The organism is Parabacteroides sp. PH5-46 (genome assembly GCF_029892785.1).
Lineage (GTDB): Bacteria > Bacteroidota > Bacteroidia > Bacteroidales > Tannerellaceae > DFXE01.
Map to the genome: position 1 here is coordinate 221313 of NZ_JARXXA010000003.1, position 16631 is coordinate 237943.

The window sequence follows — 16631 nt, forward strand, 5'->3', positions numbered from 1 at the left end:
GTTCTTTTTTATTTTGTTAATATCACGTATTCTCCGAAGCTCTTGTAGTTGTTTACGGCAGTACGGAAACCGTCCCAGTCGGAGGCATCGTATACACGTTTCTTTAGTGTCAGCTTCTGATAGAGATTAAGTTCGTTTCCCTCTTGACGTAAATAGCCTTCAAAGTCGGCTGCTCCGCTTTGACTGGATTCTCTTTGGGCTGCTGTTGCCAATTTATACCCTTTGGGTAGTTGGGTGATTTCCTTTAATTCTACCAGGCGTGAGCAGGCATCTTTAAAGCCGTATTCCCGCTTTTCCATGTTTGTATTGATACGAAGGAAGGATTGTACGGAAGTATACAAATTATTCATCACCATTGGTTTGAATAACATTTCTTCTTTACCCATAATGGCATAATCCGGTATTTCGTAGTGGAAGGTTATCTTGATAGGCGCTGCCTGATAGTCTTTGGGGTTCTTGCCATAGTCTACACTGATTAACTTAGCTTTAGGCGAAACAGCTAATAATTGCTGCTCCATTGTATTTTGCCATTCAGTCTGCCAGCCTTGTGTAAAGATGCGGCGGATATTACTGTCCGACTGTCCTTCGGCGGTAATGGTGAATTGTCCGCTTAATGTACCTTTTGTATCTAACTTATTGGTAGCTATGATGCGGACAAAGTGGTTTTCGGGAGGTGAAAGAGGTGTTTCAAGTAAGTCAGATCCCTCAGGAACGCCTGGTAAATAGTTTTGTTGCTGTTCGGCACTGCTCCACAATTCGCGTACGAAAGGAACCCAGGTCGGGTCGAGTGGCATATAGGTTCCGTTTGATAGCTTAACAACTGCTACGCAATGGTTGAAGTGGTCTGCCGGAATCTTTTCCACCCGGCTACCAGCCATCGTCATAGCGGGGTAAGACTCAAAGCCAGCCATGCGCAGGAAAGAAACCAATGTTCCGGCAATATCTTTGCACACGCCGCAGCGGTCTGTATAATTCATCTTTGTATTGTGCAGGGTATAGCCTTCACCTTTGCCCATGGAGATACCGGAATAGCGGATATTATCAGCCACCCAGTGGGTGAGCACTTCAATCTTCTCCATTTCGGTTTTCTTTCCTTTGATCAGCTCGTCTACCTTTTTCTGTGCCTCGGGTAGTGCGGCGAAGCTGTCGTAGTCTTCGTTTACTTTGTAGAACCACAGCGATTTATCCTGCCACTTGGGAGTAGATGACATAAACAATTTGGGAGCCGCATCGAACAGGTCTACCATATTGGCTTCCCGCTTGAACGGTAGCATATCCCTCATGGCAAAAGTATATGTTTTGCGATTATTGTCTTCAAAACGTACGGAAGAAGAACATTCGCCCTGATAGAACTGGAATTGAAGTTCTTTTTCCATCGGGACAGATACCTCATATACTTTACGAACGGTAGGTTCAGATGCCCAGAATGGAACAATGTCATAAAATTGGCCGCGCATGGGTGGTATGAAGCGCGATTCGTCATCGTCTCCACTCAGCAAAGCGTATGTAAATCCTTTTTTAGCTATTTCGTATTCCACGATGTCACCGGGTTCCAACCAGCCGATTTCCAACATGATCTGTCGAGCTCCCCAAAAGATAGCACGTGCAGGAGCCGCATAGTCACAAGCCTTGCTAACATCAAGACCTACCACATCTCCGTTGGCACGATAGACAACCGCATAGCGAAACTCAGCAAAAGCTGTCAGCGGATCATAATCATATATTACCGTACGATTGTTAACTGCACCATTAGGCGTCAGCACTTTAAATGCTTTATAAATAGCAAAAGAGCCCGACCCGGTTGGCTGAACCGTAACCGATATACTGTCGAGCAAGGTCACACTATCAAAGCCTTTATACGCTTCCGGCTTTTCCAGAGTAGGATCTTGTGGAAATTGGCATACTTCTCCGTTCTGTGCATATGCAGATACACTGAAAAGAATACCTAAACAAATAATTATCAAGTGTTTCATCCGTATTATGTGTTTAAGTTACTATATCTACCCGCTAAGATACACTTTTTTGGTAAAAAATATCTAACCTTATGCTATTGCTATTTCTTTGCAGGCGGCACGATCTATTTTACCGCTTGGAGTGAGGGGGATGCTTTTAACAGCTATGATATGTTTGGGGTATTCGTATGAGGGGAGCAGCTCCTTGATTTGTTGCTCTGTTTCTTTATTAATGATGTCTGTTTCTATCAGTAAGACAATGGCTTCTCCGAATTTGGGGTCAGGAGCGGAGGTAATGGCAAAGGGGAATGATAGGATAGTAGATAGCTTCTCTTCCAACACTTCTGCCTGTACTTTGATACCTCCTGTGTTGATGGTATTGTCTTTCCTTCCCAGGATGCGGAAGCTTCCGTTGAGGTATATCTTGGCTATATCATTCGTTTCCAAAGGTTCATCGCATATTTGGAGCGCTTCTATTATAAGGGTGTTTTCGTTAGACAGACGGAGTGTGACAGCCGGGAATGGGGTATAGGCTGATGAAGCCTCTTGGCCATTCAAACGTCGCATGGCGATATGAGACAAGGTTTCCGTCATGCCGTAAGTAGCATATATTTCGTTTGTGAAGGATTGTAAGGCTTTTTCCAGAGCCGGATCAATCATTCCTCCTCCTATAATCAGCTTCTTAATCCTACCCAGTCGTTCTTTTTCTTCCGGGATTTGCAATGAGTTGTAGACTTGCTGAGGCGTCATTGCTGCGAAATCAAGCGGTGTATCCACATCCTTTAATGGATGTCCGGAGGCTTTCCTGACTATTAATTGAAGCTCCTGTACAAGCGCACGTACAACCATCATCTTGGCTCCGATATATTGCAGAGGCATACACAGTAAGGCGGTATCTCCCTTTTGCAAATCAAGGAAAGAACACGTTTGTCGCGCACTGTAAATCATCTTTTCTTTCTCAACAGAAAGTGCCTTAGGACAGCCCGTAGAGCCGGATGTCTGCACTGTTACAAAAGGTGACTCATCAAACCATTCCCCCAAAAAAGCAAAGTATTCCTTATACCCCTCCGTATAGTCCTGATCAGGCGAATAACAAAGAAAGTCTTTCCGTATAGCAAGCGGCATCTCAATATTATTGATGAAAAGCCCCCCGGTACCCAGCCCTTGATAAATAGCCCCGTGCTGCGTTCTGCGTGTTCCGTTCTGCGTCAGCTTCGCTGACCACTGAGCAATCGCATTCAGCCCAATATTGGATTCTAAGGCAGAGGTAATCCACCAACCAATCCCTTGTTTTTCAGCTTCCGCAATCCACTCTTCACAGCCCGACATACCTCCATGCAGAGAGGGTTTTAGTATAATGTATTGAGGCTGGATCGTTGTTAGGAGGCGGTGTTTCTCTTCTAATTGGTTACAGCCGATCAGTTCTTCGTCTAATGCAATGGGGATGGGCGTTTGGCGGCATAGTTGAGCCATGTCCTCCCATTGTCCGGCATGGATGGGTTGCTCTATTGAGTGGATATCCAACTCTGCCAGCCGTTTCAGTTTATCCAAGGCCGTATCAGGGGTAAAGGCGCCGTTGGCATCTACGCGGAGTTCAATCTCTTTTACGCTAAAGTGCTGTCGGATATAGCGAAGCAAGTCCAGTTCCTCTTCAAAGTTAATGGCTCCGATCTTTAATTTGATACAGCGGAAACCGGCCTTTAACTTCGCCTCAATCTGCTCCAGCATCCTTTGGTGACTTCCCATCCAGATCAGCCCATTGATAGGAATACCAGCTTCTCCGCGCGAGAAAGGAGTATCCCACAAAGCAAAGCTATCTGTTTCAAAATGCCGGAAAGCCGTTTCCAGCCCAAAGAGCATCGAAGGGTAGGGGCGAAGCACCTCCTTGTCTAAAACACCCGTCCGTTCAATCTGCCGACAAATATCCTGCAAGATATGCCCATAGTCCGGCAGATCATCACAACTCAGATTCGGCAGAGGGGCACATTCTCCAATTCCCCACTTCTGATGTTCCGCTGACTTTATTAGTACGTACCAGGTTTTACGCGTTGTATAGATGCCTCTTGATGTTCCAGCAGGTTGGCGGAACATCAATTGAAAATTGAAAATTGAAAATTGAAAGCGGGTCACGGGAATTTAGGGTATTGCTTGAAATTGGGTTTGCGCTTTTCTAAGAAGGCTTGTTTGCCTTCTTGGGCTTCTTCCGTGAGGTAGTATAGTAGGGTGGCGTCTCCGGCCAGTTCTTGTATGCCGGCTTGTCCGTCGAGTTCGGCATTCAGTCCGGCTTTGATCATGCGGAGAGCCAAGGGGCTGTGCATCATTATGGTTTCGGCCCAGTCTACTACTTCGTCTTCCAACTTATCAAAGGGGACTACCTTGTTCACCAATCCCATATCCAGTGCTTCCTGTGCGTTGTATTGGCGGCAGAGGAACCATATTTCCCTGGCTTTCTTTTGTCCTACGATACGTGCCAGGTAGGCAGAACCGAAACCGGCATCAAAGCTGCCTACGCGAGGACCTGTTTGTCCGAAGATGGCATTTTCGGAAGCAATGGAGAGGTCGCACACTACGTGCAATACGTGCCCGCCTCCGATGGCGTATCCGTTTACCATAGCGATAACCGGCTTGGGCAGAGAGCGGATTTGCTTTTGTACGTCCAGTACATTCAGACGTGGAACGCCGTCTTTGCCTATGTAGCCGCCTTTGCCTTTTACGTTTTGATCACCACCTGAGCAGAAAGCCTTATCGCCTGCTCCTGTGAGGACTACTACACATATATCCTGCTCTTCCCGGCAGATACGCAAAGCATCGCTCATCTCTGTTGTAGTGGTAGGAGTGAAGGCATTACGATAGCGGGGACGGTTGATCGTGATCCGTGCGATTCCATTATAAAAATCAAACAGAATATCTTCATACTCTTTGATAGTTGTCCATTCTCTTGCCATATTTATTTTCTTTTAAGTTCGTGATAGTAATTGCGCAGTATTTCCGTATTCTTGTCCATAGAGGTAAACACCTCCATCAGTATGGGTTTGTTGCTTCTGTTGTCTATAAATAGAGGCATTTTCTCTGTCAGTTCTTCTTCATTGGAAACTGATAAGTAAGCGACTCCTGCCGATTCAGCCCAGGCTTTTGCACTTGTCTGGTGCGATGCGGAAATATAGGTGTCCAGGGCTTCGGACTTATTCAAGCCGGGAAGCGCGTAGAATATCTCGCCTCCTCCATTATTGTTCAATAGGATACGCAGGTTTCTGTTCAGTTGCTTGTTCCACAGGGCGTTCATGTCATAGAAGAAGGCCAGGTCGCCAATCAATAGAAAGGTTGGCTGGTTGCTTACCGAGGCATATCCTACAGCAGTAGACATACAGCCGTCTATACCGCTTGTCCCGCGATTACAGTAAAAGCGGATCTTTTTCCGGACAGGGAATAGCTGAGCCAGACGAACAGACGAACTATTGGCCAGATGCAATACGGAATCAGCCGGTACCGTTTCCATAAAAAACTGAATAGCCCGCAAGTCGGAAAAGTCTTTAATTTCAGGTGCCGGAAGACGGTTTACTGCATTTCCCCATTGCGAACCGTAGGGTTTGTTATTGTCTGGAGTGTCGTAGGATGCCAGATAATCGAGTACCGCTGCCGGGTCTGCTTCTATCAGGTGAGTCAGGCATTGGAATAGGTCTACTATTTCGCCTGAGGGTGAAATGTGCCAATGCTCTTCCGGTGGATAGCTTTGCAAGAATTGTTTGACTCTTTTGGAAACAAGATGTCCTCCGAAAGTAATCAATAGATCCGGCGCGTAGACTGCCTTTTCTTCTTTGGCTAATGTATATAGAAACTCGTCGAAATGGGCTGTGATATAAGGCGATTGGATATTGGAAAGCTGTTCGGCCAGGATTACGCAATCATAATCTTCGGCCAGTACTTCCAGTACTTTGCGGATGGTATCTGTCTCCCAAAGCAGTTGTCCTACAACGATCATCCGCCTGCCGAAGCGTTTGAAGCGTTCGCCAAAGCCTCCTTTTTCTAATTGTTCGTCTATTTCCCGTTGAGGCATACAGCGGTTTATTTTCCGGACTTCGGGAAGCCTTATTTCCGTATATTCAAACAAAGGTTCAGACAGGGGGACGTTGATTTGAACCGGTCCGCATGTATAATGGTTTAGCTCTTGCAAGGCTTCGTTTATCAGACGGTTGCAGTACCATTCGTCTGCTGCGGTTGCTATTTCAGGCAGTTGAACGGACTTCCGCACCAAGGTATTGAAGATACCGGGCTGGGGAAGGGTTTGTCCCGCCATTTGTCCGATCCAGGCAGCGGGACGGTCGGCTGTTATCAGCAACATCGGCAGTTGCATATAATAGGCCTCGGCAACAGCAGAACCCAGGTTCAGGACTGCCGTACCCGATGTACAGCAAACGGCTGCTGGTTTCCCGGTTTGCAAGATAATACCAAGGGTATAGAAACCGGCGCTTCTTTCGTCTACTACCGTATGGCAGATGAAGTAAGGATCTGCTACAAGTGAATGAGTAATAGGTGAATTACGCGAGCCGGGAGAGAGAACGACCTGTTGTATTTCGTATGCTTTTAATAGAGCAAGTAGTTGTAAGACATTTTTATGATTAGAATACATAATTATCTGCTTTTGTTAAGTATAACATTGTTTGCAGTTTATCTTCCGTTTCTTTCCATTCTTGTTCAAGTACGGAAGACGGTAGCAAACCGCCACCGGCATACAAAGTAAACGAATTACTGTGAATGTTCATACATCGCAGATTCACATAAAGATCACTTTTCTTTTCGGGATCCAATTGTCCGATAAATCCGGAGTAGTAGCGGCGGTTATAGCCTTCATGATCCAGGATAAAGCGGTACGCCTCTTCTTTGGGCAGGCCCGAAACAGCAGGTGTAGGATGCAATAATTTCAACAAGTTACCCAATAGGTTGGTATCGGGAAGTGAAAAATGGAAATCAGTCCGCAGATGAGCCAGTTCCCCGGCTCGTACGGTATAAGGTCCGTTCTCTGCCGGATGGATTCCAAACGAAGATAGTTGTGTTCGTATATAGAAAGATACGAGCATTTGCTCGATCAGGTTTTTATCGTCCCATGATTTGGGAAGGGCTCCTTCCAGAAGGGGTTGGGTACCGGCTATGGCAACCGTATTCCATACGTTTCCTTCGCCACAGAGTAGCATTTCCGGCGTACTTCCGAGCCAGGTTCCGGTTTGGGGAGTATGGCACAGGTAGACATACGAACGGGTATATTTGCTACAGGCATGAAGAAAGGCGCGAACGGGCGAAAAACCTTCTTCGCGCGGAATATCTATACTGCGCGAAAGGACTAATTTCCTAAACTGTTTCTCACGTATCGGATGGATAAAAGAGGCGAAACGTTCGGCATAGTCCTCTCCGGTTTCCGTATCTTTTCTCTTTTCTCCTTTTTTCCCTTTTTCTGCAAAGCCTTGAAAAGGAATTTCTTTCTCTATGGAAGGCCGCATCAAAACGATGGGGGAGTTGTCTGATACGGCAAAGGGGGCAATTACAAAGCCTTTTTGTCCGTTCAGCTCATTGATGGTATTTAATAGGGTAGGAGGTTCTTCTCCCTGCATAAGGAAATGCAAGGTCTTTTCCTCCGGGTTGCGGTAAATGGCAAAGCTCCGGTTTTCACCGATGTACGTATCTAAGATATGTAGTTCTTCTGAACTCATCTCTTTTTCAGAACGCTGTTTACTACCCGTACAGAAGAAACCAGTTTACCGGTAGAGGTAAATACATCTACATTCCATACATGCGAAGAGCGCCCTTTATGGATAATGGTGCCTACGGCGCGTACGGAATCTCCTTCTTTGGCAGACGATACATGATTCCCGCTTACCTGCATACCTACTATCACTTCGTCCGGCTGGCATAGTACCATTGAGCCCAGTCCGGCTACCGTTTCGGCCAGTGCCAATGTAGCTCCGCCGTGCAGGATGCCGAAGGGCTGGCGGGTACGTTCGTCTACAGGCATGGTAGCTTCTACGCGGTCTTCCGAGGCGTAGGTATATTGTATGCCCAGGTTGCCCATCAGGGCGTGGCGGGCTCGTTTGTTTAGTTCGTCCAGAGGAATGTCGGCCGGGCGTATCTTGGCTATGATGTGCTCTTCTACGGCCTTGGCCACTCCGTCTTCGTCGTTGGAGGCTGTTGTATAGTCCGTACATCTTTTTACAGAGTCGAGAGCATTCTCCATCGCAATGCCCAGACCGGCTGTTTGTATCATGGTGATGTCGGCCTCTCCATCGCCTATGGCCATCATCTGTTCCGGCTGTATGGATAGATGTCCCATCAAAACGCCCAATGTGTCGGCTTTGTTGATCGAAGGGGGAACTACCTCCAGGAAATAAGGCTCCGAGCGGAATACATCAAGTGACCCGTCGAGCTTCTTTTTCCAATGGTTTTCCAGTCCTACCAGCGCTTCTATATCATCGCTTACCAGCATACACTTGCAGGGAGAGAAATTTACAGAGTCGGCAAAGTGTGCCGTTTCCTTTATTTTCATCTTGTTGCGCTCTGCTTCTTCCTTTACGTGTATATCTTCTGCATTGTTGGTCAGGATGGTATCCTGATGATAGGTAAGTATGGTGAAGTTGTTTTTAATGGCTTTCTTCTCCAGATAGGGTATGAGTTCCGGGTTGATGCGCCGTTCAAACAACAGCTCATTGGTACTCATATTGAAGATCTGGCCTCCGTTGTAAGAGAGGATAAAGCCGTTATATTTATCAAGTTCCAGTTGGAGTGCTAATGGACGAAGCCCAAAGGTAGAGCGGCCCGACGCCAACACAATCCGTACCCCCATTTGCTGTATCTTCAGTAGGGTAGATAAGGTGGCAGGAGTAATTTCTTTCTTACTGTTTAAAAGCGTTCCATCTACATCAAGAACTAATAATCTGTATTTCATATTGCTTCGTTTTGCGAGAGGACAAAGGTACGATTATTTTTCCTTTGAGGGGATAATAAGCCCATATTTCCTGACATATTGATAGAATTCGCGATAGAAGGCATGACGGGATAAAGTGGAGCTGTCTCCTATGATAATCAGCTTCATACGCGCTCTGGTAATGGCTACATTCATACGCCTGAGATCGTTTAGAAAACCAATTTGCCCGGAATCATTGGCACGTACCAGACTGATCATAATCACATCCCGCTCCTGTCCCTGAAAACCATCTACGGTATGAATGGTAATCCGCTTTCTGAGCGGCTTATAGAAGGCGTCTTGCCGGATTAGTTTCCGTATGTATTGCACCTGTGCCCGATACGGAGAAATGAGGCCGAAGTCTATTTGCTCTTCCAGGATGCGTTCTTTGCCGATCCGCTCGATGTATAAATGAAGTTGGGAAACCAATAGTTGGGCTTCCTGCGGATTGATACGGCTCATGCTCTCGTCCGGACGGGCTTCGTCAAAGTCACTGTCGGAGGTATCATACCATACTATCGGTGTGTCCAGCGCCAGGATGCCCCGGTCTTTTACTTCGGAAGCCGATTCCAGCTCGTCATGATAGAACCAGCGGGAGGGGAAGCGCATAATATCGTCGTGCATCCGGTATTGAGTCTTCAATAGGGAAACGGTATTGGGCTTGGAAGCAGCAATTTTCTGCATCAAGGTACGGTCTAATCCTCCTTTTAGTGCCTCCGGGCATTTAATGGTGGGAGGGAGCTGGCAATGATCTCCGGCCAGTATCACACGGTCTGATTTGCTGATAGCTATCCAACAGGCAGCCTCTAATGCTTGCGCTGCTTCGTCAATAAACAGAGAGGTAAAATAGCGGTTGTTCAATACCTTATTAGCTGAGCCTACCAAGGTGCAGGCAATTACACGCGCTTCATCAAACAGGTCGGTATCTATCTTGATTTCCAATTCCGTAGCTCGTGAGCGTAGCCTCGACAGGCGGTTCCGTACCGAATCTTTATCCTCTCTGCTTTGCCTGCGGAAGGAAGACTGAATCTCGCGGATAGCCTTGCGGATGCTCCACAGGGTAGGATAGTCGGGATGCGACTCGAATTTCTTTTCATACGTGAAAGAGAGCATCTTGTCATTCACCCGGGTAGGATTCCCGATGCGTAAGACCGATACTCCCCGGTCTACCAACTTCTCTGATATCCAATCTACTGCCGTATTGCTTTGCGCGCATACCATTACCTGATTCTCGCGATGTAAGGTTTCATATACGGCCTCTACCAAGGTAGTGGTCTTTCCCGTACCCGGTGGGCCATGCACAATGTATACATCCTTAGCGGCCAATACTCTATTGACAGCCGCTTCTTGAGAGGGGTTCAGCCAGGGGAAACGCAAGGGGAACAGGTCGCGGAAAGCTGCTGGAGTACTTCCTTTCAGCACCTCCCGGAGGTATGCCAGGCGATTCTCCTTCGCCCGCATAACATCTGCCAAGGCCGCAAACATAGTCTTATAACTTGTCTCGTCAAAGTACAGTTGCACCCCCGGTTCATGTGCTGCTTGCAGCTCTGCCAGGGCGGCCGGAGAGGGTAGGGCAACCACCATCCGATCCTCCTGCACATAACTGATAATCCCCGAAAAGTTCAGAAACTGAAAACTACCATCAGGCTTCACAGTGAAGAAGCAAACCGGACGACCATGTTCGAACGTATGTTCTACCTCCTTATCGGCCCTCCGCTCTACTTCTACCACCAACTGATTCAGTGAATTATAATAAGTCTTACCAGACGACACCGGATACCAACACACTCCCTGCTGCACCTTCTTCCACATACCCGCCCTTTCAGATTGCTGCCGGTACGCTTCCTTCTCATACTCATACTCCTTCCTGAGCAGGCTATCCTGTTCCTGCAAGTCTACCAACGCAGCCCTTACTTTGTCCTTTGCCATCTAATCCCTGTTGTTTCCGACAAAGGTAGCTACAACAAACGAAAATACCCTTATACCAGGTAGTGTTTACTTGATATACAATCAATAAAAAGCAGCATTCATCTTGTTTATTCCAAAATGTTCATTATATTCGTATGTTCATTGACAATGAACAATGAATTAAAATGAACAAATCGTATGAAAGCAAAAGATGCTTTGTTAGAAGAAATAAAGGATAAACTCCTTGAAAACACAGGGATTGTAATAACCTACTCTGATAGGAAAAAAGAGCATGGCAGAATTGTTCAAATAAAAAATGAACGTTTCATCGTTGTTGTAAAGCCTGAAATAACACAGGGAAATAAAGGGATTGTTCTTCAACAGTTGAAAGATGTCTCAAAAAAGGCGAATCTACCTGTGCTTCTTATAACAAAGTACATACCTTCTGCTATTGTTAAATCTTTTGTGGAAGAAGGTATTAGCTATGTAGATGCTGCAGGAAACTGTAATATACAACAGCATAATCTTTTACTGATTATTGAAGGAAAAAAAATAGAAAGACTTCCTAAAACAAACCAAGCACGTGCTTTTCAGGAAGCCGGTATCAAACTGATCTATTGTTTATTGGCCAATCCGGATAACATCAACAAATCATTCCGGGAGCTTTCAGACTTATCTCAGATTTCGTTGGGCTCTGTAAGTACTATCATTCAGGAACTTGTATACTCAAAGTTTATCTTAAAAACAAAAAATAAAAAAGTACTTAAAAACAAAACCGACCTTCTGAAACGTTGGGTTATTGCTTATAATGACACACTTCGCCCCAAATTATTTATAAAAAAAATGAGTTTTATAAATAAATCCGAGTATCAGAATTGGAACTATTTAAACTTATCTTCTATTTCTGAAAAAACACGTTGGGGAGGTGAATGTGCCGCTAATATTTTAACGAAAAGCCTTACTCCGGCACACTATACGATCTATACCGATGAAATTTGGCAATCTGTTGGTAAGTCCCTGAAACTTATGCCCGACGATAATGGGAAAATAGAAATACTTCGCTTATTCTATAATGAGGAAGAAGGAAATACAGTTTCCCCTCTTTTGATATATGCAGACCTGATGGGGAGCGGAGATAGCCGAAATATAGAAACCGCAGAAATAATATTAAACAATGAGCTACAATATCTCAAGTGATAGCTTAAACAATCCGCTATTGAAAGACTTATTAAAGGAACTGAATCGTTTCTTTGGCTCTATATATGTAGACTTTTATGTGATAGGAGCCACCGCTCGTGATATGATACTCAGTAATTTGCATGATTTAGTTCCGGATCGTATGACTGCCGATCTGGATATCGCTATTGCTATATCCGACTGGAAACAATTTCAATCTATAGAAGAAAATCTTCCTGAAATAGAGGGTTTTGCTAAAAGTAAAGAGCAGAAACAACGCTTCATTTACAAAGATATGTATGTCGTTGATATTGTTCCATTTGGAGATGTAGCAGAAGATGATGGAAATATTTATTGGCCTCCGGATGAAACGATAGCTATGTCAGTTTGGGGATTTCCTGAGATGGCAGATGCTACAATTCACGTAGAAATTGATGGTGAATTTACGATCAAAATAGCCTCCCTTCCCGGATTATTTTTGTTGAAGTTAGTAGCATGGAAAGACCGCCACTTATCCGCTTCGAAAGACGCATACGATATCGCTCTGCTTCTAACCAACTATCTGGATATTAATGCGGAAAGATCCGTTGAAGAACATTATGATCTTTATGAAACAGAGACCTTTGATCAAGTAATTGCCGGCGGGCAGCTTATAGCAAGAGATGTAAAGTTGTTGATTCGCGAGAACAAAAAAACATTGGAATACCTTATTGAAATACTAAACGAAGAAATCAAACTTGCCGAAGAAAGCCTTTTAATCAATCAGTTAATAGAATCAGATGCGAATTTGCGATACGAACAAATGCTTACTTGTCTGCAATCAATACACGCGATCTTCAACAAGGATCAATCCTTGTATCCATCAGCTTTATAAGGTGTATTGTTAATAAATAAAGAATCGCGCCACATATGTCACGCGATCGAAACACATATGTAGAACGATCGGTTTACATTTGTGTTTCGATCGTTCTACATATGTGGTGCGATTCTTTTTTCTTAATTTATCCGTAGGTTTCCTTTGTTATCTAAATAGAGGCGATCTATACATACTATGCGGTCATAATTAGGCTTTATGCAATTGGGGTCTGCATGACGGTGATATACTATGTAGAGATTTTTATCGGGAGTTTCAATAATTGAGTTATGACCCGGTGAAGAAACTCCTTTTGAAAGATTGGTTGTAAGTAAAGGATTATCCTTGCTTTTAACCCATGGTCCCAGTGGATGTTTGGCATAAGAAACTCCTACACCATAGGACTCAAATCCGGTATGATTCGCAGAATAGGTCATGTAATAGGTGTTGCCCTGTTTAAAGACAAAGGCTCCTTCGTTACACCTATTATTCTCCCAATTTACTTTTTCCCACGCTTGGGAAGCCTCTGACACTAATACCGGCTCGCCATCAAGGCCTGAAAGATCTTTCTTTAGCCGGGCTGCATACAAAACACCGGTAGATATTGTATCCTGATTCCCATTTTTACTGAAATAGATATATGGGGTATCGTCGTCATCTACAAAGATGTTCGCATCAATAGCTGAATAGTCCAAATCAAACCAGGGTGCATAAAGATCAACAAAAGGGCCTTCCGGCTTTTCACTTACAGCTAAACAGGTAAGCATTAAATCACGATCTTCTACATAGCAACTATACGTCATATAGAATTTCCCTTTGTAATGCTTTACTTCCGGCGCCCAAAAGCCATAAATTCCAATGTGTTTTTCAGGTTTGCGATAAAGTTCTCCGATATATTCCCATACAATAAGATTGGTGGATTTATAACAGATAAAGCCCTCACCCTGGGGTAAATTGGATGTTCCCGTCATGTAATAGATGCCATCGTGTTTGTATACAAATGGGTCTGCAAGATGTATTTCAGTCTGGTCTATTGTTTTTACAGGATTAACATACGATCCGGAGTGATTGCAACCAAATAAAAGTATGGATACATAAAGGAGTGATATTATTTTATGTTGCATCTTTACTTAATATTTTTGCTAATCTTTATTGTTATTTTATATAATCTGCACTTATGTCTTCGTCTGAGAGCTTCCGTTCCGGCATTATCTGATTTTGTAATACACCTTTTCCACCTTTATGGGCTTTAAGCAGTGTAACTTTCGTGCAATCAGCATGAAATCCCATTCGGAATCCGGTCACAATAGAATTGAATACTCCCTCTGCGTCTATGGCTGTTTGAAACGGTACTTTGCCGGAATACCAGAAGCAGAAACAATCGGTAAGATTTACAGATACCCCTTTCTTGATATTGAATGCCGTAGCGAACTGGTCGCTATAGCAGAAATTAAGCCAGTTGTTATCACTTTCGATTATGAATCCGTAACTTGTTTCATAATTCTGGTCTTTGGCAAATATATAGAGTGGGTGAATATTACGCAGGCTGTTACCTCCGCTTTTCATCCAAACGCCCTTGTTTACGGATGCTATACGCATGTTACTGAGCGTGTTGTCGTAGCCCTCAATCAGTACACCTATTGAAGTGGGGGAATCGTTGCCTACAATATTTACATTATTGATGTCGGCATCCGATGAGCCACTATTGGCACCGGTCTTGATATGTACTCCCACCTGGGTATGCTTGATAGAGACGTTTTCAATTCTTGTTTCGCGTCCTCCGTCAATCGAGATACCGTCGGCAACGCCTGAACCGTCAATTATTCCACCATAAATTCCGTAATTACTACCCGGGATAGATATGTTGTTAGCCGGATTTGATGCCCCGAGCCTTATAACGGCTCCGCCATCTTTCCATTCACCGATAGCCTTGAATATAGCATAGTTTCCCAGTACCAGATGTACGCTTTTGCGCGGGTCGGCAGGGGTAAGAATCGAACGTGATACGAGATATGTTCCGTCGGGAAAGACAATCGTACGGTTAGGGTTAGAATCTATGAGTTTCTGTATAGCATCGATTGCATCGGTTTTCCCGTCAGTAGGTACATATTCCGTGGCAATGAGGAATGCACTTTGCGCAAACGTAGACATAATAGAAAGTGAGGCAAAAATTAATGCCACAAACATGATATTAAATACTTTTTTTGTCATGATTGATAGGATTTTATAAGTTTGGAAGTATTTATAAAAAAGGAAGAGATATAGTGTTTACATCTCTTCCTTTCCGGTTATGAGGTTATTATTCGTATCCCGGATTGTTCTCGACAATACCTCCGGATTCGATAATCACTTTGGGAGGTATGGGAAATAATACCATGTGATCTTTTGCGGGATATCCTTGTTCCCGGCCATATTCGATATATCTGCCAAAGCGGATCATGTCTTGTCTTCTCCAGCCTTCGAAATAGAGTTCGCGCCCGCGTTCGGCCAATAGGAATTCTTTGAACTTCTCTTTACTTGTCCGGATGTCAGACGGGATGGTATGCGTAACACCCGAACGTTCGGTAATCTGTTTTAGGTAGTTCAACGCCTTCTCCGTAGGCCCGTTCAGTTCATTTTCTATTTCGGCTAACGACAGGATAATGTCTGCATACCGGCAGACTACTAAAGGAAGATTACCGGTACTTGTTTGTTCTTTGGGCAAGAGGTATTTTACCATGATGGCCCCGTAAGGCAAACGGTCACCCTGATTCTCGTCGCGAGAGTAAAAAGTTCCATCAGGGCCTATATAGTTATCAGCTATACCAACCAAACGCTTGTCTTCTTTCGCATACGTGTCATAGAATGCCCACGGCATCATTATTACCCCCCAGTAAGGAGACACTTTTATACCGGACACTTCGGCACAGGTAGATGGGATCATATAAAAGAACCATTCATTTCCCATCTGCTGTCCGCTGGGTACCGACCAGATATTTTCGTTGTTATGCTCTTCACTGAATATTTTGCTGTAATCTTCGGAAAGTGAATATCCCATCTGCGTAAGGCTTTCAGCGTAAGGTAATGCTTTGTCATATTGATGGTCGTTCATATATAGCTTCATCAGCAGCATCGTGGCAACTCCCTTGTTTACCCGCCCCCAGTTGTCCGTATTGTTCGTCTTTCCATGCAGGTGAGGAATCGCTTCGGTAAAGTCTTTTACCATTTGGTTGAAATATTCTTCCTTGGAAGGACGAGGCCCGTATTTGATATCATCCAGTTTGGCCGGATCGGTAATAACAGGGATCGGGCCATATAGGTCGTAGAAGCAAAACATCAGCCAGGCTCTCAGGCATTTCGTCTCCGCTATTAATTGGTTTTTCGCTTTTTCCGGAATATCTGCCTTGTCGAGTACTTCAAGTATATAAGTCGCACGTGTAATATTGCGGCTTACCGTGTACGACGAATAGGTATCAAAAGCGCTACCCCAGTTGAAGAAAATATTCTGATGTTCAATGTTATAAATCACATCGGTAGTCATTTCGGAAAGTCCCAGCCATCCTCCATAGCCCGGGGTGAAAAGAGGCAAACACCAAACGCCGTTGCTATTATCGTTCACAGCGCCCGAATTACATTTAAAATAGGCATACAAGCCTGTAAGCATGGAACGCGCGTCTTCCTCCGTCTGTGGGAAATTCGTTTCCGCGAACGAAGAGTAAACCTTGGAATCCAGGTCGCATGAATTAAAGGAAACAGTCATGTACAAAACCAACAATGAATATATTATTTTCGTCTTCATAATTCATTCAAATTA

General features: G+C 44.5%; 12 protein-coding genes and 1 pseudogene. 2 read left to right on the plus strand and 11 right to left on the minus strand.

What is annotated here, in order from left to right; translation table 11 throughout:
- Nucleotides 1–8: 8 nt before the first annotated feature.
- The 8 genes and pseudogenes from M2470_RS04410 to M2470_RS04440 form a co-directional block, all read right to left on the minus strand.
- Complete coding sequence (locus tag M2470_RS04410; RefSeq protein ID WP_280743764.1) at nt 9–1973, minus strand: DUF3857 and transglutaminase domain-containing protein; 1965 nt, start codon at nt 1971–1973, stop codon at nt 9–11.
- Nucleotides 1974–2042: 69 nt separating this feature from the next.
- A complete protein-coding gene (locus tag M2470_RS18430) occupies nt 2043–2957 on the minus strand; it encodes an AMP-binding protein (RefSeq protein ID WP_348524210.1) in 915 nt (304 codons plus the stop codon).
- Between the two features lie 84 nt (nt 2958–3041).
- Nucleotides 3042–4061: pseudogene (locus tag M2470_RS18435) on the minus strand (o-succinylbenzoate synthase); the annotation flags it as partial.
- A 17-nt stretch (nt 4062–4078) separates the two neighbouring features.
- Nucleotides 4079–4903 (minus strand): 1,4-dihydroxy-2-naphthoyl-CoA synthase, encoded by an 825-nt coding sequence (gene menB / locus M2470_RS04420; RefSeq protein ID WP_280743942.1) that lies wholly within the window; start codon nt 4901–4903, stop codon nt 4079–4081.
- Nucleotides 4900–6579: a 2-succinyl-5-enolpyruvyl-6-hydroxy-3-cyclohexene-1-carboxylic-acid synthase gene (menD, locus tag M2470_RS04425; RefSeq protein ID WP_280743762.1), complete on the minus strand. Its 1680-nt coding sequence runs from the start codon at nt 6577–6579 to the stop codon at nt 4900–4902. Before menD ends, menB begins: the two co-directional genes overlap by 4 nt.
- Complete coding sequence (locus M2470_RS04430; RefSeq protein WP_280743761.1) at nt 6569–7654, minus strand: isochorismate synthase; 1086 nt, start codon at nt 7652–7654, stop codon at nt 6569–6571. The genes menD and M2470_RS04430 overlap by 11 nt, the downstream gene beginning before the upstream one ends.
- The gene (locus tag M2470_RS04435; protein ID WP_280743760.1) at nt 7651–8883 is read right to left on the minus strand and encodes a Cof-type HAD-IIB family hydrolase; all 1233 of its coding nucleotides are present in this window, start codon (nt 8881–8883) and stop codon (nt 7651–7653) included. The genes M2470_RS04430 and M2470_RS04435 overlap by 4 nt, the downstream gene beginning before the upstream one ends.
- Before the next feature lie 33 nt (nt 8884–8916).
- Nucleotides 8917–10830, minus strand: coding sequence for an AAA domain-containing protein (locus tag M2470_RS04440; protein ID WP_280743759.1), 1914 nt, complete (start codon nt 10828–10830; stop codon nt 8917–8919).
- A gap of 177 nt (nt 10831–11007) precedes the next feature.
- Between M2470_RS04440 and M2470_RS04445 the strand changes: the two genes are divergently transcribed.
- On the plus strand, nt 11008–12006 hold the full coding sequence (locus M2470_RS04445; protein ID WP_280743758.1) for a type IV toxin-antitoxin system AbiEi family antitoxin: 999 nt from the start codon (nt 11008–11010) through the stop codon (nt 12004–12006).
- Complete coding sequence (locus M2470_RS04450) at nt 11984–12859, plus strand: nucleotidyl transferase AbiEii/AbiGii toxin family protein (RefSeq protein WP_280743757.1); 876 nt, start codon at nt 11984–11986, stop codon at nt 12857–12859. The genes M2470_RS04445 and M2470_RS04450 overlap by 23 nt, the downstream gene beginning before the upstream one ends.
- 122 nt (nt 12860–12981) lie before the next feature.
- Here the strand turns inward: M2470_RS04450 and M2470_RS04455 are convergent, their stop codons facing one another.
- The 3 genes from M2470_RS04455 to M2470_RS04465 form a co-directional block, all read right to left on the minus strand.
- Nucleotides 12982–13962, minus strand: coding sequence for a glycoside hydrolase family 43 protein (locus M2470_RS04455; RefSeq protein ID WP_280743756.1), 981 nt, complete (start codon nt 13960–13962; stop codon nt 12982–12984).
- Nucleotides 13963–13993: 31 nt separating this feature from the next.
- A complete protein-coding gene (locus M2470_RS04460; protein ID WP_280743755.1) occupies nt 13994–15049 on the minus strand; it encodes a glycosyl hydrolase family 28-related protein in 1056 nt (351 codons plus the stop codon).
- An 88-nt stretch (nt 15050–15137) separates the two neighbouring features.
- Entirely contained in the window at nt 15138–16616 is a 1479-nt protein-coding gene (locus M2470_RS04465) for a RagB/SusD family nutrient uptake outer membrane protein (RefSeq protein WP_280743754.1), read from the minus strand.
- Between the last annotated feature and the right edge of the window lie 15 nt (nt 16617–16631).

Bases quoted from the DNA above. Each gene is read 5' to 3' on its own strand.
- M2470_RS04430 (WP_280743761.1), bottom strand. From the start codon at position 7,654: ATGAGTTCAGAAGAACTACATATCTTAGATACGTACATCGGTGAAAAC.
- M2470_RS04440 (WP_280743759.1), bottom strand. From the start codon at position 10,830: ATGGCAAAGGACAAAGTAAGGGCTGCGTTGGTAGACTTGCAGGAACAG.
- menD (WP_280743762.1), bottom strand. From the start codon at position 6,579: ATGTATTCTAATCATAAAAATGTCTTACAACTACTTGCTCTATTAAAA.
- M2470_RS04460 (WP_280743755.1), bottom strand. From the start codon at position 15,049: ATGACAAAAAAAGTATTTAATATCATGTTTGTGGCATTAATTTTTGCC.
- M2470_RS04465 (WP_280743754.1), bottom strand. From the start codon at position 16,616: ATGAAGACGAAAATAATATATTCATTGTTGGTTTTGTACATGACTGTT.
- M2470_RS04450 (WP_280743757.1), top strand. From the start codon at position 11,984: ATGAGCTACAATATCTCAAGTGATAGCTTAAACAATCCGCTATTGAAA.
- M2470_RS04435 (WP_280743760.1), bottom strand. From the start codon at position 8,883: ATGAAATACAGATTATTAGTTCTTGATGTAGATGGAACGCTTTTAAAC.
- M2470_RS04455 (WP_280743756.1), bottom strand. From the start codon at position 13,962: ATGCAACATAAAATAATATCACTCCTTTATGTATCCATACTTTTATTT.
- M2470_RS04445 (WP_280743758.1), top strand. From the start codon at position 11,008: ATGAAAGCAAAAGATGCTTTGTTAGAAGAAATAAAGGATAAACTCCTT.
- M2470_RS04410 (WP_280743764.1), bottom strand. From the start codon at position 1,973: ATGAAACACTTGATAATTATTTGTTTAGGTATTCTTTTCAGTGTATCT.